Source organism: Zobellia galactanivorans, from assembly GCF_000973105.1.
GTDB lineage: Bacteria > Bacteroidota > Bacteroidia > Flavobacteriales > Flavobacteriaceae > Zobellia > Zobellia galactanivorans.
The window spans coordinates 1,997,079-2,023,211 of sequence record NC_015844.1; the positions used below are offsets into that span (position 1 = coordinate 1,997,079).

At 43.6% G+C, this 26,133-nt stretch carries 12 protein-coding genes and 1 tRNA gene; 5 read left to right on the forward strand and 8 right to left on the reverse strand.

Annotated elements, in window-relative coordinates; translation table 11 throughout:
* Positions 1-7 precede the first annotated feature (7 nt).
* Both ZOBGAL_RS08030 and ZOBGAL_RS08035 read left to right on the forward strand, forming a co-directional pair.
* On the forward strand, positions 8-622 hold the full coding sequence (locus ZOBGAL_RS08030; RefSeq protein WP_013993056.1) for a hypothetical protein: 615 nt from the start codon (positions 8-10) through the stop codon (positions 620-622).
* 257 nt (positions 623-879) lie between these two features.
* Positions 880-1,254, forward strand: a complete 375-nt coding sequence (locus ZOBGAL_RS08035) for a hypothetical protein (protein ID WP_013993057.1) — start codon at positions 880-882, stop codon at positions 1,252-1,254.
* 47 nt (positions 1,255-1,301) lie between these two features.
* Here ZOBGAL_RS08035 and ZOBGAL_RS08040 read toward each other — a convergent pair whose 3' ends face one another.
* From ZOBGAL_RS08040 to ZOBGAL_RS08050, 3 genes are all read right to left on the reverse strand, one after another.
* Positions 1,302-1,745 (reverse strand): GNAT family N-acetyltransferase, encoded by a 444-nt coding sequence (locus ZOBGAL_RS08040; RefSeq protein ID WP_013993058.1) that lies wholly within the window; start codon positions 1,743-1,745, stop codon positions 1,302-1,304.
* Positions 1,746-1,749: 4 nt separating this feature from the next.
* Entirely contained in the window at positions 1,750-2,667 is a 918-nt protein-coding gene (locus tag ZOBGAL_RS08045; RefSeq protein WP_013993059.1) for a cation diffusion facilitator family transporter, read from the reverse strand.
* 152 nt (positions 2,668-2,819) lie between these two features.
* Entirely contained in the window at positions 2,820-3,251 is a 432-nt protein-coding gene (locus tag ZOBGAL_RS08050) for an RpiB/LacA/LacB family sugar-phosphate isomerase (protein ID WP_013993060.1), read from the reverse strand.
* Positions 3,252-3,915: 664 nt separating this feature from the next.
* Here ZOBGAL_RS08050 and rnr point away from each other — a divergent pair.
* The 3 genes from rnr (at position 3,916) to ZOBGAL_RS08065 (ending at position 7,632) form a co-directional block, all read left to right on the forward strand.
* Complete coding sequence (gene rnr, locus ZOBGAL_RS08055; protein ID WP_013993061.1) at positions 3,916-6,111, forward strand: ribonuclease R; 2,196 nt, start codon at positions 3,916-3,918, stop codon at positions 6,109-6,111.
* A gap of 56 nt (positions 6,112-6,167) precedes the next feature.
* Entirely contained in the window at positions 6,168-6,848 is a 681-nt protein-coding gene (locus ZOBGAL_RS08060; RefSeq protein ID WP_013993062.1) for a head GIN domain-containing protein, read from the forward strand.
* Positions 6,849-6,963: 115 nt separating this feature from the next.
* Positions 6,964-7,632, forward strand: coding sequence for a LysE family translocator (locus ZOBGAL_RS08065; protein ID WP_013993063.1), 669 nt, complete (start codon positions 6,964-6,966; stop codon positions 7,630-7,632).
* Positions 7,633-7,719: 87 nt separating this feature from the next.
* Here the strand turns inward: ZOBGAL_RS08065 and ZOBGAL_RS08070 are convergent.
* The 5 genes from ZOBGAL_RS08070 to ZOBGAL_RS08090 all read right to left on the reverse strand — a co-directional run bounded on the left by ZOBGAL_RS08070 (position 7,720) and on the right by ZOBGAL_RS08090 (position 26,132).
* Positions 7,720-7,790, reverse strand: a tRNA-Cys gene (locus ZOBGAL_RS08070).
* Positions 7,791-7,937: 147 nt separating this feature from the next.
* A complete protein-coding gene (gene folB, locus ZOBGAL_RS08075; protein WP_013993064.1) occupies positions 7,938-8,300 on the reverse strand; it encodes a dihydroneopterin aldolase in 363 nt (120 codons plus the stop codon).
* A 110-nt stretch (positions 8,301-8,410) separates the two neighbouring features.
* A complete protein-coding gene (locus tag ZOBGAL_RS08080; protein ID WP_013993065.1) occupies positions 8,411-9,364 on the reverse strand; it encodes a PorP/SprF family type IX secretion system membrane protein in 954 nt (317 codons plus the stop codon).
* Positions 9,365-9,395: 31 nt separating this feature from the next.
* Positions 9,396-24,020: a T9SS type B sorting domain-containing protein gene (locus tag ZOBGAL_RS08085; protein ID WP_013993066.1), complete on the reverse strand. Its 14,625-nt coding sequence runs from the start codon at positions 24,018-24,020 to the stop codon at positions 9,396-9,398.
* Positions 24,021-26,132, reverse strand: coding sequence for a PorP/SprF family type IX secretion system membrane protein (locus ZOBGAL_RS08090; RefSeq protein WP_013993068.1), 2,112 nt, complete (start codon positions 26,130-26,132; stop codon positions 24,021-24,023).
* Position 26,133: the final 1 nt, after the last annotated feature.

The window sequence follows — 26,133 nt, forward strand, 5'->3', positions numbered from 1 at the left end:
ATGTAATATGTCCACTCAGAGTAATTTCAAATCGGATCTAGAGCGGGAACAAAGGCTTTATATTTTACTGGACCGCTATTACAAACACTACCTTAAACATTACACTTTTGAGCGGGTAAGCGATCTAAGACGCCAATTGAAAGGTATAGACCTCATCTTTACGCATAAAACCAATGGAAAGCAATTTTTTATAGACGAAAAGGCACAGCTCGATTATGTCAATGAAAACCTGCCCACCTTTGCCTTTGAACTGAGCTATGAAAAGAAAGGTTCATTAAAGAAAGGTTGGTTATTCGATGCCTCAAAGAAAACGGATTTCTATGCTTTGATCACTTCTATTTATGCCGATGCCCCGAACACTTTTACCTCATGTAAAATCACCTTGGTAAACCGGCAAAAACTCATTGCCCTTTTGAAGCGCCGTTCCATTACCGCGGCCTCCATAAAAAAGTATGCCTTATTGCGCCAAAAGCTGCACGGCAAAATAAAACTGGATATGCTACACCATAGAAGCGAAGGATATCTATTTTCGTCAACCAAAAACAAGGCGGAAAGGCCTTTAAACCTTATTTTGAAACTCGATTTTTTAGAGGAATCCGGTGTGGCCAAAAGACTGGCCTAAAACTTTTACAGACCGCTTGGTCGGTAAATTGGGCAAACACATGAATATATACAGCAGTATAGGTTTACGCCGATTGAAAGCTTCTTTTTATCGGTTGAGAATCTTCTATTTCCCAAGCGGACCAATCGCTAACAGACTATTTGGTCGGTTTTGACAAATAGTACTATAAAAATTGATAAGTGGTCTTAAGCTCTTAAAATGCTGTTAATCAATACTAAAAACTTGTTTTTGTGCAAAATTTTACTATCTTATCCTTTATGGTAACAACAGAAAAGTCAGAAAACAAGGAATTTTTAGAGAAGTCGATCAATCATCTCGAAGCTACGGGCTTTGAAGATATTAAAGCGGATATAGAGGGGTACGAAACTCCTAAATCCTATGTTAGAAAAGGAAGCGATTCAAAGATTACACCAGATATCGTAGCCCTTAAGAACGGTAGAAAATATTACTTTGAAATTAGCCTTAAATCATCTAAACCAAGACTCTTAAAAACCAAATGGCTTTTCTTGGATACTTTAAGTCGAATGAACTCGAACCGGTTCCGCATCATTACCACCAAGGGACACTACAAGTTCACCGATAATATGTTGGAAGATATCAACCTTACCAACAAAGAACCTATTCGTATTTAATCGTACATTTTGTAATTATAAAAATAAAAGGTCCGTATAAACGGACCTTACTTATTTCTGATCATTGCAATATGGGGTATACCATCTTCGAGATAACCATCGCCTATTTGATTGAAGCCTAAGGTGTGATAAAAACGTTCAAGGTACAATTGTGCCGATACCTTTATACGCCTTTCCTTAAAATGATCTTCTATGGCATGTATTGAAGCCTTAACGATTTCTTTTCCGTAGCCGTATTTTCTTTCTGAAGCCTTGACCACTACCCTACCGATACTGGCCTCTTCAAAATAATCCCCCCCTTTAAAAATACGTGTATACGCTACAATTTCATTGTTTCTCTTTCCTATGACGTGCAGGGCCTTCTGGTCTTTGCCGTCGATATCCAAATACACGCAATCTTGTTCAACAACGAATATTTCGCTTCTTATCTTAAGTAGCTCATAAAGCTCCGTTGTCGTTAGTTCTTCAAACGATTTTATATGTATTTTCATTCTATCAATCTTGAACTATTATCTGTTTGCTATCACTCTTACCGTATTCAGGCTGTATAGTAACGTGGTTGATACCGAATTTGTGATATACAATTTCCTCTATTTGCCCTAAAACCTTGTCAAACTCTGAAAGCTTGATGTCTTCCTTGAAATCTACATGCGCCTCTAGGTGTACCTCATTTTCATTTAATTGCCAGATATGAATATGATGTATATTCTTCACCGAATCGATCATGCCTACCTCTTCGACAATTTGCCGAACCTGAATGGTATTAGGTGTAAAGAGCATTAAGACCCGGGTCGATTCCTTTAATAAATCATACCCTACAAAAATCAGGTAAAGGGCAATCACCAGGGTTAAGGCCGCATCTACCCAATATACTTCATAAAATTTCATTACCAAGCCACCGATAAGTACCGCTACGGAAGCCAACATATCCGTTAACAGATGCAAATAGGCAGATTTCATGTTCATACTGCTCTGTGAATCTTTTTTCAACAACAGTACACTAAAACCATTGGCGGCAATACCCAATAACGAAAGCCAAATAACCAGGTCCGATTCTACCTTTTGGGGTTGCAAAAAACGTTCCGAAGCTTCTTTGATTAAAATAATGGCCACTACGATCAATGTAGCCGCATTGATAAAGGCAGCAATGATCTCGGCGCGTTTATAGCCGAAAGTTCTATTGGTAGAGGCCTCTTTTTTGGCTAGCAACGTAGCGATATAACTAACGATAAGAGAAAGTACATCACTAAAATTGTGCAAGGCATCCGAAAGCAAGGACAAACTACCTGAAACGAGGCCCCCAATAACTTGACAAACCGTTATCAACAGGTTCAGGAAAATAGATATGATTAGGTTTCTTCCCTTTAAATCGGAATGCGAATGGCCGTGGGAACGATCATGTAAGTTTCCCATTTCGTCTCAAAAATAAATTAACACTTGTCTTAACGGTAATGGCAAGGTCATAAAGTGCATTGCACGTTATAGGCCCATGGTATCTAAACTGGTGTGGTGGTCGATTGAAAGGTAATTGGTAAACCCTCTTATAAAAGTAGGGCTTTACCTTTTTAACTACAAGGAATTTTTTCTATTCTTCTTTCGTGCCTACCGCCTTCAAAAGGCGTATCTAAAAATGTCTTTACCATTTCCAATGCCTGGGGCAATGAAACAAAACGTGCAGGAATACTCAATATATTGGCATCGTTATGTTCCCTACTTAGTTGAACGATCTCTTTTGTCCAACACAAGGCGCAACGTACTTTTTGATGCTTATTGGCCGTCATTGAAGCGCCGTTACCGCTTCCACATATAATGATACCAAAATCAACATCGTCGTTATGAACATCGGTCGCCACAGGATGTACAAAATCGGCATAGTCTACGCTATCGATAGTATCGGTACCATAATTCGTTATCTCTATACTCATAGATTTTAACAGCCCAACAATGGCCAATTTATAATCTGTACCTGCGTGATCGTTACCAATAGCTATTTTCATTGTATCTTACTTCTTATATGGGACGAATGGTTTGACATTATATATAGAGGTATGTCCCTATTAAAAAACCTTTGATTTTAGGCGTAAAGGTACAAATAGAACTGATTCACCACAATTTATGATACACTCACAACATAAGTTTTATTACAAGGGATGTACGTTGTTAATTTGTCATTGTTAAAAGGTGTATTTATTGTTAATAACCTTACAATAGAAATTAGATCTTAAATTTTGATTTCTCGTTGGAATAGTACTCTACAAAACTATTCGTGAAATGAGAAATATATTTTTCCTCTTTTTATAATCCGCTATTAAAATCTTATCTACTCTAATTAACATTAAATTTACGTTTACTTATTAAAAAATTTATGTTGATAAACCTTATGAACGATTATGGATAATTATTCTATTGCATTGGTTTTCCGATAAATGATAATTGTATAGATTGTCAACAACTTCTTAAACACGTTCACAGCAAATTTTTTCCCATAATTTTATGAGCACTATTAACAAGCTATCATAACCACCATTTTATTTTTTAAAAATTTAAAAGAAAAAGAAATTATAATATACTTGTTGATAACCTTGTTTTAGATCAAGATGAGGGGAACAATAAAGGGTAGTCGATTATAATTCGTAATTTACGTTCAAATAAAAACAGTTAATGTCAAAAAAGAAAAAACAATCTCGTAACCATAAAAACAACGAGATAACCAAAGGTATCTTCACTATTCTTGAAAAAGAACCTCAGAAGAGCTTTAATTATAAACAAATGGCCGCCTTACTTGGTCTAGATAACACTCAAGACCGGAACCAATTGATAAAAAGGTTAGGGCAGCTCAAAGAAAAGAATAGAATACAGGAAGAAGCCAAAGGAAGTTACAAGGCTATCGCCTCTAGTACTAAAAAATACAGTGTCGGTACGGTTGACCTTACCGGACGTGGGAATGCCTATATCGTTATAGAAGGTCTAGACGATGACGTATTCGTTCCGTACAATAAAGTAAACAAGGCCTTTCACGGCGATACCGTTGAGGTATATATCTTTCCTAGAAGAAAAGGAAAGAAGCTGGAAGGTGAGGTTACCAAAGTATTGGAACGTAAGAAAACCGAGTTTGTCGGTATAGTCGATCTGCAGAAGACCTTTGCCTTTGTCCGTCCTACCGATTTTAGGATGTATACCGATTTCTTTGTCCCGAAAGGCCAGATAAAGGATGCCAACGATGGTGACAAAGTAGTCGTAAAATTCGAAAGTTGGCCTGATGGAGACGATTCCCCTACCGGAAAAATTACCGAGGTTCTCGGAAAACCCGGGGAACACAATACCGAAATTCACGCTATTTTGGCCGAATACGGACTTCCCTACGATTTTCCTGAGGAAGTAGAACATTTTGCCGATAAGATAGATACTTCCATAAAGGAAGAGGAGATTGCCAAAAGAAGGGATATGAGAGATACATTGACCTTTACTATCGATCCCAAGGATGCCAAGGATTTTGATGATGCCCTTTCCTTTGAAGTGCTAGAGAATGGCAATTATGAAATCGGTATCCACATTGCCGATGTCTCGCATTACCTTGAACCCGATACCATTTTAGATGATGAAGCTTATGAAAGGGCTACGTCGGTCTATTTGGTGGATCGAGTGGTACCCATGCTTCCGGAAGTCTTGTCGAACAATGCCTGTTCCCTAAGGCCGAATGAAGAAAAATATACTTTTTCGGCAATTTTCGAAATCGATAAAAAGGCACAGATAAAGAACCAATGGTTCGGTCGAACGGTCATCAATTCGAACGAACGTTTTGCCTATGAGGAAGCCCAACATATTATAGAAACCGGCGAAGGCCATATCCCTGAGGATATTTCTATACGCGAAGAGGCCTATTCGGTTTCCGATGATGTAGTTAAGGCGACCCTGGAGATGGACCGTCTCGCAAAAATTATGCGTGATAAACGTATGCAACAAGGGGCTATTTCTTTCGATAAGGTAGAAGTACGTTTTAATCTGAACGAAAATAGCGAGCCTATAGGAGTCTTCTTTAAGGAATCTAAGGATGCCAATAAATTGATCGAAGAATTTATGCTACTGGCCAATAGAAAGGTGGCCGAGTTTATCGGAAAACAAAAACCGAAAAAAACCTTCGTATATCGTATCCACGATGATCCGGACGAAGATAAATTAATCGCGCTTAACGGCTTGATATCAAGGTTCGGGCATAAGATCGACTTTCAAGATAAAAAGTCCATTAGTGCCTCTCTAAACCAGCTCTTGAGCGACGTTAAGGGCAAGAAGGAACAGAATTTGGTCGATACGCTGACCATACGTAGTATGAGCAAGGCCATCTATACGACCCAAAATATTGGGCACTATGGTTTGGCATTTGATTACTATACCCATTTTACTTCGCCGATCAGAAGATATCCCGATGTCATGGTGCACCGTTTGTTGCAACATTACCTAGATGGGGGCGATTCGGCCAAAGAAGAGGTTTACGAACAGAAATGTAAGCATTCGTCGGATATGGAGTACTTGGCCTCTAGCGCTGAACGCGATTCGATCAAATACATGCAGATCAAGTTTATGCAAGACCACCAAGACCAAGAGTTTGTGGGGGTAATCAGCGGGGTCACCGAATGGGGCGTTTACGTCGAGATCATTGCCAATAAATGTGAGGGCATGGTCAGGATAAGCGATATAAAAGATGATTATTATACCTTTGATGAAAAGGAGTACGCTATTGTAGGTGAAAAAACAAAGAAAACCTATCAGTTAGGCGATGAAGTCGTAGTTATGGTTAAAAATACCGATTTGGTCAAACGCCATCTCGATTTTTCACTGCTGGGAAAACATGAGGGATAGTCCATTTCTTTGAATGGATTTTGTTTTTGAACGATAATAAACCTAAAAGGTACATCATGAAAAAATTTGTGTGGCTTGTCGTTTTTGTACTCGGGCAAAATTTACTTGAGGCCCAAGGGGAAAAAATGACACAAGACCTTACGAAGTTTACTGAGGTCAAGGCGTTTGATGGTCTATCGGTTAAACTGATAAAATCAGATGTGAACAAAGCGATCATAACCGGTGAGAATATCAACAAGGTGGCCATTGTTAATAACGATGGGGTGCTTAAGATCCGAATGCAAATAGGAAAGATCTTTAGTGGTTACCGCACTTTTGTAGAGTTGTACTATACCGAAAACTTGGTAGTTATAGACGTTAACGAAGATGCCCGCATCATAAGTGAACAGTCTATAAAACAAGAGGTTCTTGAATTAAAGGCCCAAGAGGGTGGTGAGCTCGACATCAAGGCAGAAGTTGAACAAATGTTGATAAAGACGGTTACAGGTGGGGTTATAGTCACCAAGGGCTCTTCAAATTTGCAGGACGTAGCCATTAATACCGGTGGTATCTATGAAGGGAAGGAGTTCAAGACAAAGTTTTCAACCATTAACGTAAATGCGGGATCGAGGGCCGAAATCTTTGCCTCAGACTATGTAAAGGCTACGGTAAAGGCAGGTGGAGAAGTACTGGTTTATGGAAATCCAACAAAAATGGATGAGAAAACGGTTTTTGGAGGTAAGGTAATTCGAATGTAATTTTTTCATTCCTGTTGTAATCCCGTAGTTTTGTATGATGAACATTGTCGTTTAGACCAATAGCGTCAATGATTGCACCGTACCCGAACGATTAATTATAATACGCAGAAAACGCATGTGGGAAGACATTCAGGCAGCAGTTCCATTAGGCTTTTTATTGAGCTTTATGATCGGGCCTGTGTTTTTTGTGCTTCTTGAAACTAGTGCCATTAAGGGGTTTAGGGCCGCAATCGTTTTTGATTTCGGCGTTATTCTTGCCGATGGCCTTTTTCTTGTTATCGCCTATTTCAGTAGTTTTCAACTTCTAGAAAATTTGAGTAACCAACCCGGACTCTATGTCTTTGGGGGCGTGATTCTTCTGGTTTATGGGATTACCACCATTTTTAAAAAACCTCCTAAACAGGTCGATACGAGCATCAAAGTCAAAAAAAGTGATTACTTGGGGCTCTTCGTCAAAGGTTTTCTGCTCAATTTTATCAACATTGGTGTACTTGTTTTTTGGCTGGGGATTATCATTGTGGTCGGACCGAGCCTGAATAATGATCCCAATCGTATCATCGTATTCTTTTCTACCATGGTCGGGGCTTATTTTGTAACCGATATCTTTAAAATTCTCCTGGCGAAACAATTGAAGAAAAAGCTAACGATCAATAGAATTTATCTTATAAAAAAGGGCATAGGTATTATCCTTATCATATGCGGAATTGTACTTATAGTCAAAGGCTTCTTACCAAAAGACCGGTTCAATATTGAAAACGGCATCGAGCGTATTGAAAAATTATAGCAGAAACCGGTGTCATTTCGATTATAGAAGATATGGCACACTAATGGAAACAAAAAAACCTTCGTAAAATACGAAGGTTTTTTGTTGAGGCATCGAGCAGATTCGAACTGCTGTACAAGCTTTTGCAGAGCTCTGCCTAGCCACTCGGCCACGATGCCATTTGCAGGTGCAAAGATAGTTTTTTTGATGGAAATGTTATTTTTACTTTACTTTTTTTTCACCGGTTCTACTTACAAAGTGCAAGGAAACGGGTAAGGGTAAAGATTTACAGTTGTTTAGGATGATGTTAAAAGCGCTTAAAAAAACTATTTTTTTCGTTTTTGCTTCAAAACGATGGTCACCTTTTCAACGTCACCACCTATGGGAGGGTTGATTTTTGAAACCTCCACCTCCGCTTTTTGAACGATGGCTATTTCCTTAAATATTCGATCTAAGATCCGTTTACCGATATGCTCTAAAAGTTTGGAGGGAATTTTCATTTCCTCCTTTACAATTCGGTTGATGTGAACGTAATCTACCGTATCGGATAACTTGTCGGAAACCGATGCCTTGCTTAGGTCGGCATCTACGGCAACATTGACCAAATATTCACTACCTATAGCGGTTTCTTCCGCCAAACAACCATGGTGGGCATATACCCTTATGTTATTAACCTTAACCTTATCCAAAATAAAATTTATTTCTGCAAACTTAATTGAAACAGGCCAAATAAGGATAAAAAGCTAAGATGTAATTTTTAGAAATATGTTCAAGTTGAAAACTGTTGCTATGTTTTTTATTAATACGTACAACGACAGTTACTAAGCCCTTGAAACAAGTCTACACCAATGGTAACTACATGGGTACCTGTACTGTAGGTAATAATCTCATTAAGAATGATTTGATACGAGTAACCAAAATAGAAATTGTTCTTTTTTAGACCGGCAAAGGGTGCAATATAGAGCGGACTACCGATCTGGTCATTTAGGAAACGATAGTTCACACCTGCATAAAAATAGTCCTCAAAATTGTACCATCTGAATTTTAGGTTTAAATCGGTTTCCGATCGACCATCACTTTCGAACATTTTGAACAATAAAGAGGGTTCTATTTCCAGGTCACTGTTCTTGTTTTTCCTATAACGGTAACCGGTATATACATAGTAGTTTCTTAGTTCGTTAGGTTCGTCCACATTAAAGGTAAAATTACTGGGATCTTTACCTAAAAGGTTAGAAGCGTTGGCACTGATATAGAATTTACCGTATCGGTACAAAGCACCTACATCAAAGTTATGGTTACTGGTCTGGCGGTTGTTGATAACCCCGGGATCCAGGTTGGCATCTACAAACTTATCGACATCTATTCTAAACTGGTTAAAGTTATACGAAATACCGAATGATAGAAATTCGTCATCGTATCTATCAAGGGTCAAGTGGTGTGCAAAAGAAACCCTTGCCCCCTGTTGTTTCGTATAGCCGTTTTTATCGTTGTACAAGAACAGTCCTAAACCAGATTGTTCGCCTAAACGCATATCTGCTGCCAAAGATTGGGTCTGTGGGGCATCTTTAATACCTACCCACTGGGTAAGACCGTTAAGCCTGATTTTTACATGATCTCCGATACCGGCATAGACCGGAGAGAGAACAAATGGGTTATCTGCCAAATATTGAGAGAGTTGGGGCGAATTGAGCTCCTGGCCTCTCGCGGTTGTAATGCCCGATAAGAGCAGCAAGGTCCATATAAATTTGCGCATGGTACTGTAGGTTGTAGGTTAAGTTTTTTATTTAGCGATATAGGGTAAAGTGTCCAACGAATTCCCTGTCATCGTTCTCTCCGTTGAGTTTGATAACATACCAGTAATCACCGGAAGGGAGTTCTTTTTGTTTGTAAAGACCGTCCCATCCTGGATCACCAAGACCCATTCGGTACACCTCCCTACCATAACGATCAAATATGACGGTTAGTATCTGTGGGAAGCCTTCATCATTTTTAGGTTTCCAGGTCTGATTTAGCCCATCTCCATTTGGGGTAAAGAAGTTGGGAATATCAAGATCAATGAACTCCATATCAATGGTGGCCATCACCTCACAACCGTTTTCGTCCGTAGCGGTAACTACGTATGTATCGGTACGAGTGATATAGTAAGTATTATCTGAACCATTGTTTTTGCCATCAAAAGTGATGGTGTATGTACCCCTACCTCCAGAAACGTTGGCCGTTATCTCATTGATATTGGATTGCTCTAGGGTAATGTTCAATGGTTGGTAATCTTCAATTTCTACATCATAGGTAACAATACAACCATTGGCATGTGATATGGCTACATAGTGCGTACCAGGAGACAAGTCCCTGAAATATGGATTCAGTTGCATTTCTGCGGGATCCATAGTATCCACCCCATAAAGAACCTGATCGGCAATACTTGTATCTTCAAGGGAAATATTGATATAGTTATTCGGAATGTTGCCGTTACAACCATACACGGGTTCTACGGATGCGTTAAGGTTCACACCGGGCTCAACCGTTACGGTTATATCCTCTTCACAGCCTTGGGCGTCACGTACAAAAATGATGTATGTTCCTTCAGCCAGACCGGTAAAGGTCGTCCTGTCTTGTACAAAATCCGATTCCGTATGCATACGGGTGCTATAACCTGGTGTACCACCACTGATGGTAAGGTCGATGGTACCATTGGCTTCGCCAACACAAATTTCAGGTGTTGAGGTGGCCGTTACTTCGATTATAGCAGGTTGATCAATGGTGTATTCCAATTGGATAAAACAACCGTTTTGATCTTGTGCTATTACGGTATAATCACCAGGGGCAAGGTTATCAAAGGTATTTTTATCATCAAACTGGTTAAGGTTTGGAGATATGGCATATTGATATCCTCCTGAACCACCCGATAAGGTAACCGTAATGGAACCGTTTTCTTCACCATTACAGGTAACGTTGGTAACCGCATCGGTATAGCTAAGGGCCGTAGGCTCGGTAATAACCACACTTTCCGCAGTGGTCGTACAGTCTTGACTGGTTACATCTACATAGTAGGTGCCTGCTGTCAGATTACTGAAGATACCATTGCTTTGTGGTCCGGCCACACGTGAGGCCACACTTAAGGTAGCATCGGTGTACAGGGCATATTGATAGTTACCAAGACCTCCATCAGCTTCTGCATAGATCGTAGCGGTATTATCACCATTACAATTAATAAAGGCAGCTGTCGTATCTACAGTAAGTGTTAAGGGCTCGATAATATCTTCTTCTATCGAATTTGATTGTACCGCGGTACATAGGTTTACGGCATCCCTAACATAGTAGCGATAAATACCGGCACCCAACATACCACTTAGAGGTAAATTGACATTGTTTCCGGGCATTGCTGTCCATGTCACGTTATCTTCACTGAATTCGTAGGTTCCGCTTCCTCCTGTTGCACTCAATTCAAATTCAACACCGGTAGCACAGGTCAACGGACTTGTTCTTATCAGTTGGGCTTCAACTTCCGTTGGATTAACGATTTCGACAATAGCGGTTTCCACTGAACATCCTACGTCGTCACTTACGATAACACTATAGAAACCAGCAGCCAAATTGTTGAAGTTACCGGTACTGCGACCTACTGAAGTGGTCAACAAGTTGCTTCCTGCAAGATCGTCATAGGTATTCAACTGGAACTGGTATGTAGGCGTAATGTTTCTAGGGTCAACGGTAGCCAGGACGCTTGCCGTATTTCCATTGAAACACGATAGGGGCGTTGCTGAAATATTGGCCACGATATCATCAGGTCTAATTAGGGTGATGTTATCAGAAAGCACACAACCAAAGGCGTCTGTAACGGTTACATGGAAATCACCGGCAGATAGGTTTCTGAAAATGAAAGCCTCAACATTGGTCTCCGTATATACTTGAGAAGTAGTGGTATTATCCAATACTATGGTATACGGACCTTCGCCTCCGACGGGATCAACAAGTATCTCGCCTTTGTCATTGCTACATGAAACATTGGCTTCTTCAGTTATTGTGGCCGTAATCGGGTCACTTGGCGCCAATATGGTTATGATGTTGGAATCGTCGTCGCACAATGGCGCGTTGGTTTCCGCAATACGTACATAATAGCTTCCTCCAGGAAGGTTTGTTATGATCAATGGCGTACTGGTATCTCCGGTTCCACTGAATGCGGCCCCAGGTACCGGGTTATCGTTAACGTCATATACTTGATAGCTATACGGCCCCGTATAATTATTGATAGCGACACTAAAGCTACCGTCGTCCACACCATTGTTCAAACACTGTTCGTCCGTCAATTTTGTGGCTATTACTTCAATTACATCTGGGTCGTCTATGGTGTGTACCGTTTCGATAACACAACCTGTATCTAAATTGGTGATCGTTACCCTGTAGTTACCTACTTCCAATCCTGTAAAGGTTTCGGGATTGTTGGTAGAGGCGATCGTGTTCGTGTAGGTCACGTTGATTCCGTTAACGGTATACTCTAGGTTAGGTGTTGCCGCAGCAGGGCTAACGGTCAGTCCAACTTCGATTTCACCGTTGTTCAATGGCGAACAAGCCGCTTCTTGGGTAGTGGTTACGATCGCATCGCTGATTTCTACAAAAGGCAATACTGTATTCGCGGCCGAGATGGCGGAACATCCTGCATCGTCATATACCCTTATTTCATATGAACCGCCTAAACCGTCGGTTTCAAAATAGGTAGTGTTGGAACCGTCTTGAACAACGCTTCCGTCACGTACGAATACATATCTTACATAAGTACCCGTACCTCCCGATGCATTGGTAAACGATACGCTGGCATTGTTTCCGTTATTGCCATCCGTACATCCATACTGAACAATGCTCATAGGATCTACGGTAATAGCTTCCCGTTCGGTAATGGTAACATCGGTGGTTATGGCGCAGTTGTTGGCACCACGGGCTTCAATGGTATAGGTTATTCCTGTCGTTGAACCTTCGAGTCCATCAAAGAAAGCGGAGGTCGAGGTAGAGGAAGTAGCAGTTATTGGGAATGTTGCCGTACTTCCTGGTCCCGCCGTAATGGTAAAGGTATAGGGGCCTACGCCATTGTCGGTAACACTAACTGAAATTGTACCGTCATCAGCGCCGTTACAGCTTACATTGGTAGATGAATCTACGCCTATTACAGGTATTACCGCTGGCTCCAATCTTTGGGTTATAGTAGTACTACAGCTATGATCGGCATCTAAATCGGTAATCGTAAACACGTAGTCACCAACTTCGGTCAGGCCTGTAAACACACCGGTCGTGTTGCTATCATCTACGGTAGCAGGGGCCGATGATGGGTATTGGACATCGTATCTAAAGTTGCCCGAACCTCCCGTTTGGCTAATAGTAATCTGTCCTCCCGGATCGGTAACGGAGCAATCTATGGTCTTAACCACGGATGCCAATGGTGAAATAGGCTCGTGTAGGTCGATGCTCGCGCTTGTGGCACTGCTACAACCCCATTGATCGCTAACGATCACTTGGTATTCGCCTGCACCTAAACCACCAAATATAGGAGAAGTCTGTATCGGTCTTAGGTCTTCAAAAGCAGAAGTACCTGTATTGTACATCTGCAACTGGTAACTATAGTTGCTACCCTGACCGTTAAGTACGTTGATAACCTCTATTTCTCCCTCCAAATCGGTACAATTCGGTTGGTTTATCCTTAGGTCCGCCGTAATCGGCGTTGGGTCGTTAAGCGTAACATCGGGCAATTGATGTGCGCATCCCTCTGAATCCATAACCCAAACCTCGTAGGTAGCCGCGCTTAGGTTTTCTGCTTTTGGATTCGAAACATAGTTTGCAGCATCGTTGGTGTCGATAACTGGGCCGGCCGTATCGAAAATGAGATACGAATAACCGCCCCATCCTCCGGTAACCTCGGTAACCTCTATGGTTCCATTATTACCAGGTACGCAAGTGATATCGGTAAATACCCGGTTTGCGCTGATCGGATCGCTCGGACCTGCAATGGTGAACATTTCGGAAGCGACACAAGAAGGATTGCTATCTTGGGTAACCTCAACGCGGTATTCTCCCGCGCCAATGGCAAAAGGTGTTGTGGGACCTGCATTGGCCGAGGTTCCGGTTGCCGAGGCAATGAGGGTATCATCGACTGGGTCGACCGTACCTTGTGAATTATAAATTTGCCATGTGAAACCGCCGGTATAGGGCTTGGTGCTATCGCTTATGGTAAAGCTAACGGAACCATCTGTCCCATGACAAACCACATCGACCGTGGTGGCATCGATTTCAAAGGTATTTGGATCTTCAATTTCAAAGGTAGTCTGTACGAAACAGCCGGTATCGGTATTGGTAACGGTCACTTCATAGTTTCCTACTCCTATTCCGCTAAATGAATTGGAAGTTTGACCAAGCTGGCTATAGGCATTATCGGTACCTACTACGGAATATTCGAGTGTTGGGCTTCCTGAAGGAGGTGTTAAATCTACCCCTATGGAAACGACAGCATCATCACCAGGGTTACAGCTTACATCGGTATCGATGCTTACCGTAGGATTGCTTATGGCTACAAAAGGAGCTATTATGGCCGTGGTAGTACCAACACAACCCTTATCGTCATATACGTTGATGGTATAGGCACCACCTAAGAGGTCGGTTTCGATATAGGTGTCGTTAGAGCCGTCCTGAACCACAACATTGGGTTCTACCGCAGCAGTGGCGGGGTTGTCGTTTTTAATGAATTCGTATCGTACAAAGTTGTTCGAACCTCCCGTTGCACTGGCTACGGAAATGCTTGCATCGTTCTGGTTGTTGGCCGTGGTACAGCCAAACTCTACAACGGGATCTAGGGTCACGGCAATGTCGGCCGGCTCCGCAATGGTAATAGGAGCGCTATCCGTAGTACAGTTGTTCGTGGCCGAATTGCCCCTAACGGTAACTACATAGCCACTTGGCAGCGTAGTTGAATTCGGAGCAAGACCGGTGAACGTAGCCGAGGTATTTGTGGTAGTTGCCGGAAGGATGCTCACCGGTGTTCCATCAAATGACGTAATTTCAAAGGTATATGGCCCCGTGGCATTATCTATGGCCGAAATGGTAATGCTACCATCCGAACTGCCCAAACAAGTAACATCGGTTGCTGTAAAGGTATCGATTACAGGCTCGACCCTGGTTGGAACGTTTACAACAAATTGCCTGTTACACGCCGCACTGTTCGGTGTATTGGTATCATAGATGGTAATCGTATAATCTCCTGCCGCCGGTGCTTGATAATCGAACGGATTACCCGGGATGGCCGTTTGTGCAACTGCCGGTACACCCGCGGTATTGCTTATAGAGTACTCATAGCTTCCCGATCCATCCAATACTTCAATGCTAATAAGGGCATCGGGTGATCCGGTACAATCCAATACCTTGGTAAGCTCTGCTTTGGCCGAAAGTACGGGGTTGACCACGAAGGCCGATTGTGAGTTGGTACAACCATTGCCGTCCATAATGTAAATATCGTATGAACCTGGGGCTACATTTTCAAATAAGCCGGCATTGTTTAAATAGGTTGTCGGTGCGGGATCTCCTGCCGGTACAATGGCATATCGTATGTTTCCTGCAGCAGAGCTACCTACAACGCTAAGGTCGATAGGAGCGCTACAGTTGTCTTGGGTAACCGAGTCTATGGTCGGGTTCGGTGAAAGGTCTAAATTCACCGGAGCCAAGGTTACGGAACAATTATATTGATCATAAAGCGTAACGGTATAGCTTCCTGCTGGGGAATTTACTGGAATTTCAATAGGATTCGAAGTCGTTCCCGTCAAGGGGGTAAATCCACCAGGACCGGTAACATCATAAGTGTACGGAGCCCCACCACCACCGGTAACATCGGTAATGGTAATCAATCCGGGAAGATTACAGGAAATATCACGCGTAACCGTTGGCGTAGCATTGATGGCATCCAATTCTTCAAGAAGGGCATTTTCACCACCACCAATACAGGCATCGGTGTTTGTTCCATCTACCTGAACGAGTCGAATATAGTATTCCCCTTCGCCAAGACCGGTGATTTCAATTTCGTCATCGTAGGTAACATTACTGGCCGCCGGCCCAGGTCCACTGACCTCTATAGGGGTTGGGTTGCCAAGCTCATAGATTTCATAGCGCATGAAAGGGTGCGCTGTATTTGGATTAATGTTGAACGTTATTTTACCTGTTGACGACCCAAAACAGCTAGGAACTATATCCGTAGTAATCTCAATCGGTAGATTGACACCGGGCAATTCGTTTACATTTTCGTTGCTCTGGCGTACACAGCCCGAACCATCCCTAACATAAAAGACATAGGTTCTTCCAGGAACCAAAAGGGGCAAGCCTGGGGTTTGGGGTGTGGTAGCATCGATATTTTGGAAAATATGAGGTGTTCCGTCAGGGATTGGAGCGGTCCAAATAGCGGTGGCAGGGTCAAAATTCGCCGGATCGTCGCTATAGGTGTACTCGTAGCCAGGAACCGGGTTTCCTTCGCTACCCAATACGCGAACCTGAAGGTCGTTACAATTGACAACCACGGCCGCCAAAGTAATATCCAAGTCATCTAAAGGATAAGGAATGATATATCGATCAAAATCTTTTTGACAAATGGTACCACTAGGTAGGGTAACTCGAATGGAAGGGTATACTACCGTACCTGAATCATGTCCTCTCAATTCATTGGTAAGCTCCCAAGTAGCTCCTGCATCCGCACTATATTCAACAGTACCTCCAGCTGGAGTTACTATATTCTCAAATTCAAATCCGTATAGATTAAGATCAGGATCATCACATGTAGCAGGTAGTATAGGAATGATATCGGCCGTAATTTCCACGGCATTGTTGATCGTTACTGTTGTTGAGGTAACGGTACAACCGTTGTCATCCGTAATATTTATTTCGTAATCACCTGCCCCGATACCGTTAAAGGTTAGCGAAGGGGTAAATACGTTGGTGCTCGTATTGCCATAATCGATACCATCCGCTGGGGTTAAATCTACCAGTTGATAGGTGAATGGGGCCGTACCGCCTGTAACGGTGGCATCTACGGATCCCAGTCCGTCAAAACACTCGGGATCGGTGGCCGTTCCGCTTACCGATAAAGGCGTGGCAGGAGTGAATATAATATCTTCCTGAACAAAGGAACAAGAGGGTGATGCTCCATTGTTATCCAGTACATAGACATCATAACCGGCCGGATTAGCGGTTGCCATGGCACTGGTTACGGTCAAGGTATTGGTTGTGGTATAAAGTCCTGATGGGTCGTCTCCGGCCGGTACAATGGCATACACCAATGTTCCGTTTCCGCCTGTGGCGTTGACCGTTATCGATCCGTCGTTGCACGAATTGATGTCAACAACGTCAACAGATACTACAAGCTGTGGGTCTATGATAATGCTTTGTTGCACGGCTGTACATCCAAAGGCATCCCTAACATCTATGGTGTAGGTGCCATTCGATAAGTTGTTAAAGGTGTACGTAACATCGGTACTTGGTGTTGGAGCCACAAAGGGTCCGCCGTTGATACTGAAAGTGTATCCGCCGTTTCCATCGGTAACATCCACCTGAATGGAAGCATCGTTGGTACCAGAATAACAAGCTGTAGGAGTAGCGTCAAAGGTCGGTACTAAGGGAGCGGTTACGGTAATCGGGGTATCGATGTTATCGCTACAATTGTTACTGTCCCTGACGCTTACGATATAGTCTCCCGCAGGAATATTCGTGAAAACCGAGTTGTTGCCGTTCGTCGCGAAATCATAGCTTCCGATGATGTTGCCCAGGTCGTCTTCCAACTGGTATTCATAGGTGGGCGTACCCCCTATGGCACTGGCCGTAATGGTAGCGCCGGTATTGTTACAGGTAAACTGTTCCGTGATACTGGCCGAGGCATCTAGGGCATCGGGCTCCGTCAAGGTTTGGGTTAAGGTAACCGTACAACCCGCAACAGGGTCGTTTACATCCCTTACGACAATACTGTGCGCTTGGGCGGCAAGACCGGTAATTTGTTCCGGTGCGCTAAAGGGACCGACAAAGGCCGCTCCATTCAAGCTATATTCGAATCCGCCTGCCCCGTAATTGCTGGCATCTATGGTAATGCTACCTGAGTTGTCACCGTTACAGTCAAGGTTTTCGAAAGCCGTAATATTAGCTTCAAAGGCATGACCGTCTTCTACAATAACGGTAGTATCAACGGTACAATCACTGCCGTAGTTAACGGTAATGGTATGGTTTCCTAAAGTGATATTGCTAAATAGGTTTGCCGTTTGGGCCGTTCCTCCGTCAATACTGTAGGTATATGAAGGGTCGTTGGGCAATACCGTAATGTTTCCTGTTCCATCACAATTGTATGTTACGGAAGTAGAAAGCGCAGGTTCGGTGGGCAATGGCAAAATTATAATGTCTGCCAAAGTAATCCCGCACGAAGTGGCATTGGCATCCCTAACGCGAATACTGTGCGTTCCGTCGTTTAGACCGGTAAAGGTATGTCCGCCTGTGGTAGAGGCCGTCCAAGCGCCTCCATTGATGCTGTATTGATAGTTTCCTGAGCCACCTGATGTTGGGGTGATGCTTCCAACGGTGATCTCTCCATCGACAAGACAGGTATAGTTTTGTGTAATAACCGCTTCTGCGACCAATTGGGCCGGTTCTGTAACGATTACATCCTGCGCTACGGTTTCGCAATTGCTGGCGTCCCTGACACGTACAGGATAGGTTCCTGCCGATAGGTTCGGGAAGTTGTTTCCGGGTACATAGGTGGCGCCGTTATCGATACTGTACATAAAGGGTGCATTTCCTCCTGAATCGACGGTAATTGAAATGGCTCCGTCCGAACTTCCAAAACAGCTTACCGCCGTTGGTGTTGCGGTTATGGCAATAGGGTCGTCTTTGGTTACGGTTACGGTATACATGGCCTGGCAGTAGTCTGCAGCGCCACTGTTGTCGCGTACGTACACATCGTAATCGCCGGCGATGGCAACCGTCACGGGATTGGTCGTATTAAAGTCCCCGTCGGTTACGGCGGTACCATTGTCCACTACCGCATAAACGTAATTATTGTCCCCGCCGGAGGCCGAAATGCTGATATCGGTATCCGTAGCACAAGCCGTAATTCTTGGGGCCGTGGCGCTAACGGTCAATTGTGGGTCGATGGTAATGGTCTGTAGTGTTCCCGTACAGCCCAAACCATCTTGTACATTGATGGTATATGTTCCGTTCGATAGTCCCGAAAACGTATGTGTTGTACTGTTCGCAGGGCTTGGGCTTATCCATGGGTTTCCGTTGATACTGAAGGTATAATCTCCGTTACCATCGGTAACATCAACTTGGATGGAGGCCGTATTTCCGCCCGTATAACAAGCCGTAGGGGTTACATCGAAAGTAATCGGGTTTGTCGGAGCAACGGTAAGGGCTGTATCAATGACGTCTTCACATGTATTGTCATCCCTGACGCGTACGATATAATCGCCTGCAACAAGGTTCGGGAAAACGGTATTGTTTCCGTTGGTCGCAAAATCATAGCTCCCGATAACGTTGCCCAGCTGGTCTTCCAACTGATATTCGTAGGCCGTGGTACCTCCAGTGGCACTGGCCGTAATGGTAGCACCGCCATTGGTACAGCTTAATTCTGTGGTAATCGATGCCGAAACCACTAGGGCTTCCGGAGCATTGATGGTATGTGTCAGTGTTCTAGAACAACTAGGCTCGTCTACCTTTCTGACCACCACGGTGTGGGAACCGGAACTTAGGGTGGCAGGAGTAGTAATCGGTGAGGTGGTGGAGCTTACAAAAGCACTACCGTCTATTGAATACTCAAATCCGGCGGCGTTAAAGTTCTCTACTTCAAAGGTGATGGAACCGTTGTCAAGTCCGTTACAACTCGTATCGGTAGCACCTGTAATAGTTGCTGAGAAAAGCTTACCGGCAACCACGGTAACCGGGGTTTCAACCGTCTGTTCACAGACTTCGGGTACTTGGTGTATAACAATGTCGTCTAGGGCAAAATCGTTACCGCCATTTCCAGGTATTTCGGAACGTATTACAAAATCTAGAGTGGTATTACTTCCCGGGTTGAGTTCTGCCGTAAATTCGATCCAATCGTCGGCCCCTGTGTTTTTGGCGATCGTTCCCGTGGTGATCGAGCGTACTACGGTGCCCGTTCCGGGCTCTCGGATCTCTATGGTCAAATTGGGGTCAAGGCCACTTGTGCCCTGACGTAGCAGGTTCATGATATACAAGGTTACGCTTATATCTTGATTTGGAATAATATCGTTTATTTCCTTGGAATATATGATTTGGGTAGGTGTAGGTGTACCTACGTTCATGACCAAATAACGGCCTTGACCTGTTCTTGTTCCCGTTGTATGGTCAATAGGATTGATCCATGTGCCGAATGGAGCGACTATTTCACTCGTTACGGAATATTCAAAGTCATTGATGTTTTCGTTGGCATCGCCAGGAGGGTTTGTAGTTTGATCCTCGTAGGTATAGCCGTTGGTGTTTGGGCTAGGTATGGTTGGCCCACTTCCGAAATCCTCAGTAAGCAATAAACTGGGGGTTGGAGGGGTCTGAGATACATAACTGGTGCTCACCGTATAGGTGCCAGGAGCAACATTAAGGAAAACATTGCTTGTGGGGTCTGGTGAATTGGGTACGCCATCTAAGGCATAAGTATAGTTGTACGTAGCAATATCTGGGGTAGCCGTAATAGTTCCCGTTCCGTTACAATCATAGCTAACCTCGGGAGTAAGGGTTACGGTCGGTTCTGCCGGCTCATCTTCAACGGTTACGTTCATGGGATATTCACAAGAACCGTCGGTTACGATTACGGTGTAGTCTCCAGGGGGAAGTACAGCTATACTTGAGGCGCCATAGGTTGCACCGCCGTCAAAGCTATATTGATATGAGCCCGTTCCTCCCACCACATTGGTTACACGGACTTCCGCGCCGTTCGGGTCACAGGTAGCGTCACGAGAAACACCTGCCGAAGCGCTTAATGGGAAGGGCTCGGTCAATTCTACGGTTTGTGATAAACTACAACCGGAAGAATCGGTTACCAGTACTTCATAGGTGCCGGCAATAAGGTTTACGAAGTTTGGCGATCCCTGGGTAGTGGTTCCACCATCGATGCTGTACGCAAATGGAGCGACACCGCCCGTAGTGTTTATGGTAAGGGCCCCGTCTGAATCACCACTACAAGAAGGCGATGTCTCGGTAATCGAGTCAAGGGTCATGGCCCCGTTATCGTTTATGGTCACCTCGTTGGAAAAGGCAAAACAGTTGTTGGAATCAACGATTACAAAAACATAATCCCCTTCTTCTCCTGCAAAATATTCGTCTGTACCGTCACTATTCGTGTCACGCCATCCGAAGGTAAAAATAGGATCGGTTTCATAGGCATCACCCGGTATTGAAGCTACATCGGCATATAAATTGGTGCCGTCTTTACTCCAAATAGCATAAGAATAGCCAGGACTAGGCAAGCCTCCGCTACCGGTAAGTTGTATGGTTCCAGCCGTACAGCCGATATCTTTTGTCGTTTGTGCGATAAGGGTTGGGTCAGGTGTTCTGGCCACGGTTACGTCTTGGCTAAACGAACACCCATCATCAGTTGAAACTTCAATGGTATAATCACCGGCATTTACATTAAAGGAGTGGGTGTTATCCGATTGTGCGGTTTCATCGTCAATTAGGGTTCCATCACTTCTTCTAAGTACATAGGTGTAATTAGGCTCTACATTAAGAACGTCGATTTTTATAATACCTTGGGCATTACAATTAGATGGGGTCGTGCTTACGTCGACCTGAAAATCTCGGTCGAGTATACCTATGTCGGGCGTACTGAAAATACACGCGTCAGGAATAGGGTTTCCAGAGCTGTCTAATTGCGTTACGTCTACTCTATAGGCCCCATTGGTAGAGATGTCAAAACTAGGGCCGTTATTGGCGCTAAATGGCACTACAATGGAATTGTTGGTTATGTCTACCAACTGGTAACCGTAATTACTGCCCAAATTGGTGATGGTAATGTTTCCATCGGTAGAACAAATAATATCCCTCTTATTGAAGAGAAGGTCTAGGTTGTTTTGGTAAACATCAAAATAGAAGCGGCTAAAGCATCCTAGTTGGTAGTTGATGACAAGTCGGTATTTACCTGCAGATGTGGCATTAAAGTTATTTCCTGTTCCAACGGTATTCCAAGTACAACCCAAGTTTTTGTTGGCACAATCATCGGTGACACTAGAGCAGCTACCTTCGTCAAGACGCTCCCATGTTAGGCTTTGCGCATCGGTTATGTTTATCTGAAAAGGTTGGGTATCGCCCGACCCACAGAGAAAAATTTTGGGCAAAAGATCACCATCAATACTACATTGGGCAATTTCTCCCTGAATATCGTTAGTTGGATCTGCATCGCTGTTCAAGGCATTGAAATAATCTACAATAGGGTTGGTTTGGGTAGTACCAAAACGTTCCACTACGATGATTTCCTTAAAGCCTTTACATGGGTCGGCTACGATTTTATCAACAATGTAGGTACCTATGTCGGAAACGACCAAGGTGCTAGGGTCTCCGTCGGGGTCGCCATCGTTCAAAACGGTATCGGATGCGTCTATCTCGCCGTTTTCGTTATCATCGCGAACCCAAATATAGTCGTCAAAATTGTCACCTGCATCTAGGGTAACATTGAGCCCACAAAGTTGTACGGTGCGGTTAAAATTACAGTCCGAAAGATCGTCTAACAAAAAGTTCGTCGCCCCTGGGGTAACAAAACCACAATCATCGAAGTCAGATACACTGGGGTCATCGGTAATTTGGTTATCGTTAATTTCTCCACGGTAGGTCGAATAGGCCAAGTTTTCGATTAGATCGGTACAGGCATCTATAAAATCAAAGCAGTTTTCCGCTACTTTTACCCGCATACGAATGTTTGCGGGGGTGTCGCCGACCTCTACATACCTGTTGGGAATGCGGAATTCAACGGCGCGCGTTGCGGGGTCATAGGTATAGGTGGTACCGCTAGGCATGGTGATGTTGGCCTCGTCTAGGGTTACGTTCACCGGTAAAACATCACGGATCGTATAGTTTACCGCATTGTCGTTACCCGTGTTTTGGAAGGTAAGTACGTAATCTAAGGTTTGCCCTAAGTTTACACCTTGCCCTGTGATATCGACACCGCTAATATCTTCAACCCGCTTTTCAAGAACGATATCGGGTTCGATGATTTCAATGTTAAAGGAGTTGAAGAAGGGGTAATACTGGTCACCGTTGGTCTCGAACCTGAGCGTTGCCGAGGTTTCGTTATTGGGTATTACGGCGTTGGCCGGGTTATAGACATAAAACATGTCCGTATCATAACCCAATGTGTTTCTACTGTTGGGTGTTCTGTTGGTGGTCAGGGTCGCGTTTAGGGTAATGTTACTGTTAAAGAAGTTGTTGGATGGGTTGGTTCCGTTACTCAGGGTCGTGTACCCACCACTGCTAGCGGCACGTATTCTTAGACGGTCTCCGGTAATTCTATAATCTCCTTCGAGGGCGGCAGCACCAACATTGGCCCTAACGGGACCCACGGGAATGGTATTGAAGCCTGAATAGTTGATATCTACCCTATCGGTATCCCTAACGCGCGCAAACCCATCGAAAGTAGTGATGAGTTTTCCGGTTAGATTGGGGTTTTCATATACGATCACAAGGGTCCAACCACCGGATGAACCCCCCTGTCCTTTTAATGAACCTAATGTAGCCCTAATATTGGCCACGGTATATTCTCCTGTTGGATCGCCCAATGGCGTTATGAGATGGGTAACATCTGCATAGCAGGCGTACGGACTATTGCCTCTAACCGAGTTATCCGCACTCGTGAAACCATCAAAGAGCACTTCATCAGCGGTTACATCTACATAAGTACCGCCAGGAACCTTAAGTTTTACTTGGTTAAAATCGTTTTGTCGGCCTTGACCTATGGGTATACTGTTGTTTACGGCACCCCACCAATAAGTCTGACCATTGGCCGTAGCACTAGGATAGGTAGCGGACCAATATAGACCTGCGTACCGAATGAGGTTACAATCGGCATTGGGAAACGAAAATGTCGCAGAACTCGAGTTAAATGTAGAAGGGTCGCCATCTACATCGATGTACTGCATATTTTTGTCATCGTTGTAATTGAAGTAGCCACCGGTTTCCGGGTTGGAACTCCAGCTAGTGGAAATATTATTATACGGGTCTTCCGGTTCGGTGCTTGAGGTACCTCCATCCCTATTCAAAATATTATTTGAAATAAAGGTGAGATCTCCCTTAATGTTGGTTTGGTAGCGAACCTCAAAGGAATTGTACTCTTGTGAAAAACCGGAATAAGCCAATAGTAAAATACTGGCAACTAATAATTTTTTGAAAAAATTAGATTTCATCTAGGCCATTAGGTTTGGTCGGACACGCATAATCCACATTTTGTCGTTGTACGCATCGTTTAGGTTGGTGTAATAAGATAAAAGGGCGTTGTTCCAAGATTGGTGTCTTTTCAGGTATACATACCTCCAGTTGTTTTCAGGATTGATGAAGTAACTGGCACTAAGCCCGTAAGAATTAAGAAGTTTTACAAAACGATTTGCATTTTTTGGGTTGGCAAATACATTTGCGATGATATAATAGCCTGAGCCGATACCATCTATTTTATGTGTTTTTGGTGTTATCTCGTTCGATACCACTTGGTCTTTTACTACGGTTTTCGTCTGTAGGACATCGGTATCGTATTTGGCCGATTTTTCTTTTAGCTTGTTTACGTTATTGGCATAAGCTTCGTTTGAATAGCGATTGTCTACGTTCATGATCCACGTATCGCCATCATAGGCTCCGTTCATGTTGCTATTGTGTGCCGCTACGGCTTCATCCCAAGTATCATAACGCTTTAGGTAGACGTATTTCAGACCGTTTTTTGGGTTGTCTATATAGTCGCTTTCAAAGCCATCTTGCTGAAGTTTGTCCATAAACTTGTGCATGTATTGACCTCCTTTGTAAACGTTGGCCACAACATAGTAGCCATCGGTTACGCCATCAAGGTCTTTGAATTTTCGGCTTTTTACACCACTACGGGCAGTGGTTTTGCTACTGCTCTCTGTGGAGGTCGGCCGCGTAAGCTGGTTTTGGGTTTTATCTCTTGCTACTGTTGGTCTAGTGGGACGAACTGTATTTTGGGCAAGGGCATCGGTTGTGCCGTTCGGTATATTATTGTTTTGTGTCGTAGTATTTGAAGCTACCGTAGGTTTATCGGTCTGACCTAAAAAGAGTTTTTCGGCACGATCTTCCAGGTCGGGACGCTTGCCATTGGTTTCGTTTCTGACCATGCTCATGACCATGTTGAAACGACGTTCAAGGTCTTTTTGACGGTCGGCTTCCAATGAATCTTGTCGGAACATCAACTCTTGGATTATGGCATCGTTTTCGGCCAATTTGCGTTTGAGCTCTTCTATTTCATCATTGTCGACCAAGTTGTTCTTTTCGATTTCGTCTTCTTCTACCAAGCTATCCTCATAATCATCCTCTAACATTACACGGTCTTCGGTCAAGTTCGGAGTGAAGGAATACGCGAAGGAGATTTCATGGGTAACCCCCAAGTTGTCGAAGTCCGTACCAAATCCCTTTTCCATAGTATAGCCTAAGGAAAGTCTTTTGTTGATGTTAAATCCGGCTCCGGCAGAGGCTCCGTAGAAGCTATCATAGCCTCCTTGCAGCCAACCTAGTTTAGGTAGATCGAGAATTACGCCACCCCCAAAAGTGAGGTCTTGCGATTCGCCATCCGAGGAAGCAAACCGGTTTTGACCATTCATCCGCACTCGTGCAATGGGCATTAGACGACTGCCTTCCATAATACCCTCTCCGTTTTTGAAACTATGGGTATATTGAAGGTGACTAGAATAGGTCTTATCTGCGAAATCGGTAAGTGATTCGCTGGTCTTTAAATTGTAATCGAATAGATTCTCTGCAAAAACACCGAAGTCAAAATTACCATAGGAAATGTTGAAACCGGGTTGAAACGAAAGCACATTGCTGTCTTCCGTACCGTTTAGTCGGTAATCGTTCACATCTACAACATCGATGCTGTTTTGATCAAGGCCGGTACTATAGTAGGCCAAGTTACCACCAAAGGTAAAATTACTCTTGTCACTCAACTTGATACCGTAGGCATAGTTGGCCAAAACCCCAATGTTTGAAACGGGACCTATACTCTGTGTATAAAGGCTAAGCCCTAGTCCACTCCTATCACCGATCCTACCGCTATAACTTAAGAAATACGTTTGGTCGTTATCCTTAAATTGTACCGATTGGTTTCTGTGAAGCAGGTTGATGTACGATTTATCTTCCTGTACCGTCGAAAACGTTGGGTTGATCAAGAATCGATTGAATTTCAACAAATTCTGTGATGCTGGACTATACAGCAGTACTGGATCGTCTTCCTGCGCCTGAACGTTTGCAAACGTCAGGGCAGCTAGTAGGGTTAGTGCAAGGTATTTTACAAATTTCATG

Excerpts from the sequence above, each read along its gene's own strand:
- ZOBGAL_RS08030 (WP_013993056.1), top strand. The coding sequence starts at position 8 with ATGTCCACTCAGAGTAATTTCAAATCGGATCTAGAGCGGGAACAAAGG.
- ZOBGAL_RS08035 (WP_013993057.1), top strand. The coding sequence starts at position 880 with ATGGTAACAACAGAAAAGTCAGAAAACAAGGAATTTTTAGAGAAGTCG.
- ZOBGAL_RS08040 (WP_013993058.1), bottom strand. The coding sequence starts at position 1,745 with ATGAAAATACATATAAAATCGTTTGAAGAACTAACGACAACGGAGCTT.
- ZOBGAL_RS08045 (WP_013993059.1), bottom strand. The coding sequence starts at position 2,667 with ATGGGAAACTTACATGATCGTTCCCACGGCCATTCGCATTCCGATTTA.
- ZOBGAL_RS08050 (WP_013993060.1), bottom strand. The coding sequence starts at position 3,251 with ATGAAAATAGCTATTGGTAACGATCACGCAGGTACAGATTATAAATTG.
- rnr (WP_013993061.1), top strand. The coding sequence starts at position 3,916 with ATGTCAAAAAAGAAAAAACAATCTCGTAACCATAAAAACAACGAGATA.
- ZOBGAL_RS08060 (WP_013993062.1), top strand. The coding sequence starts at position 6,168 with ATGAAAAAATTTGTGTGGCTTGTCGTTTTTGTACTCGGGCAAAATTTA.
- ZOBGAL_RS08065 (WP_013993063.1), top strand. The coding sequence starts at position 6,964 with ATGTGGGAAGACATTCAGGCAGCAGTTCCATTAGGCTTTTTATTGAGC.
- ZOBGAL_RS08080 (WP_013993065.1), bottom strand. The coding sequence starts at position 9,364 with ATGCGCAAATTTATATGGACCTTGCTGCTCTTATCGGGCATTACAACC.
- ZOBGAL_RS08085 (WP_013993066.1), bottom strand. The coding sequence starts at position 24,020 with ATGAAATCTAATTTTTTCAAAAAATTATTAGTTGCCAGTATTTTACTA.
- ZOBGAL_RS08090 (WP_013993068.1), bottom strand. The coding sequence starts at position 26,132 with ATGAAATTTGTAAAATACCTTGCACTAACCCTACTAGCTGCCCTGACG.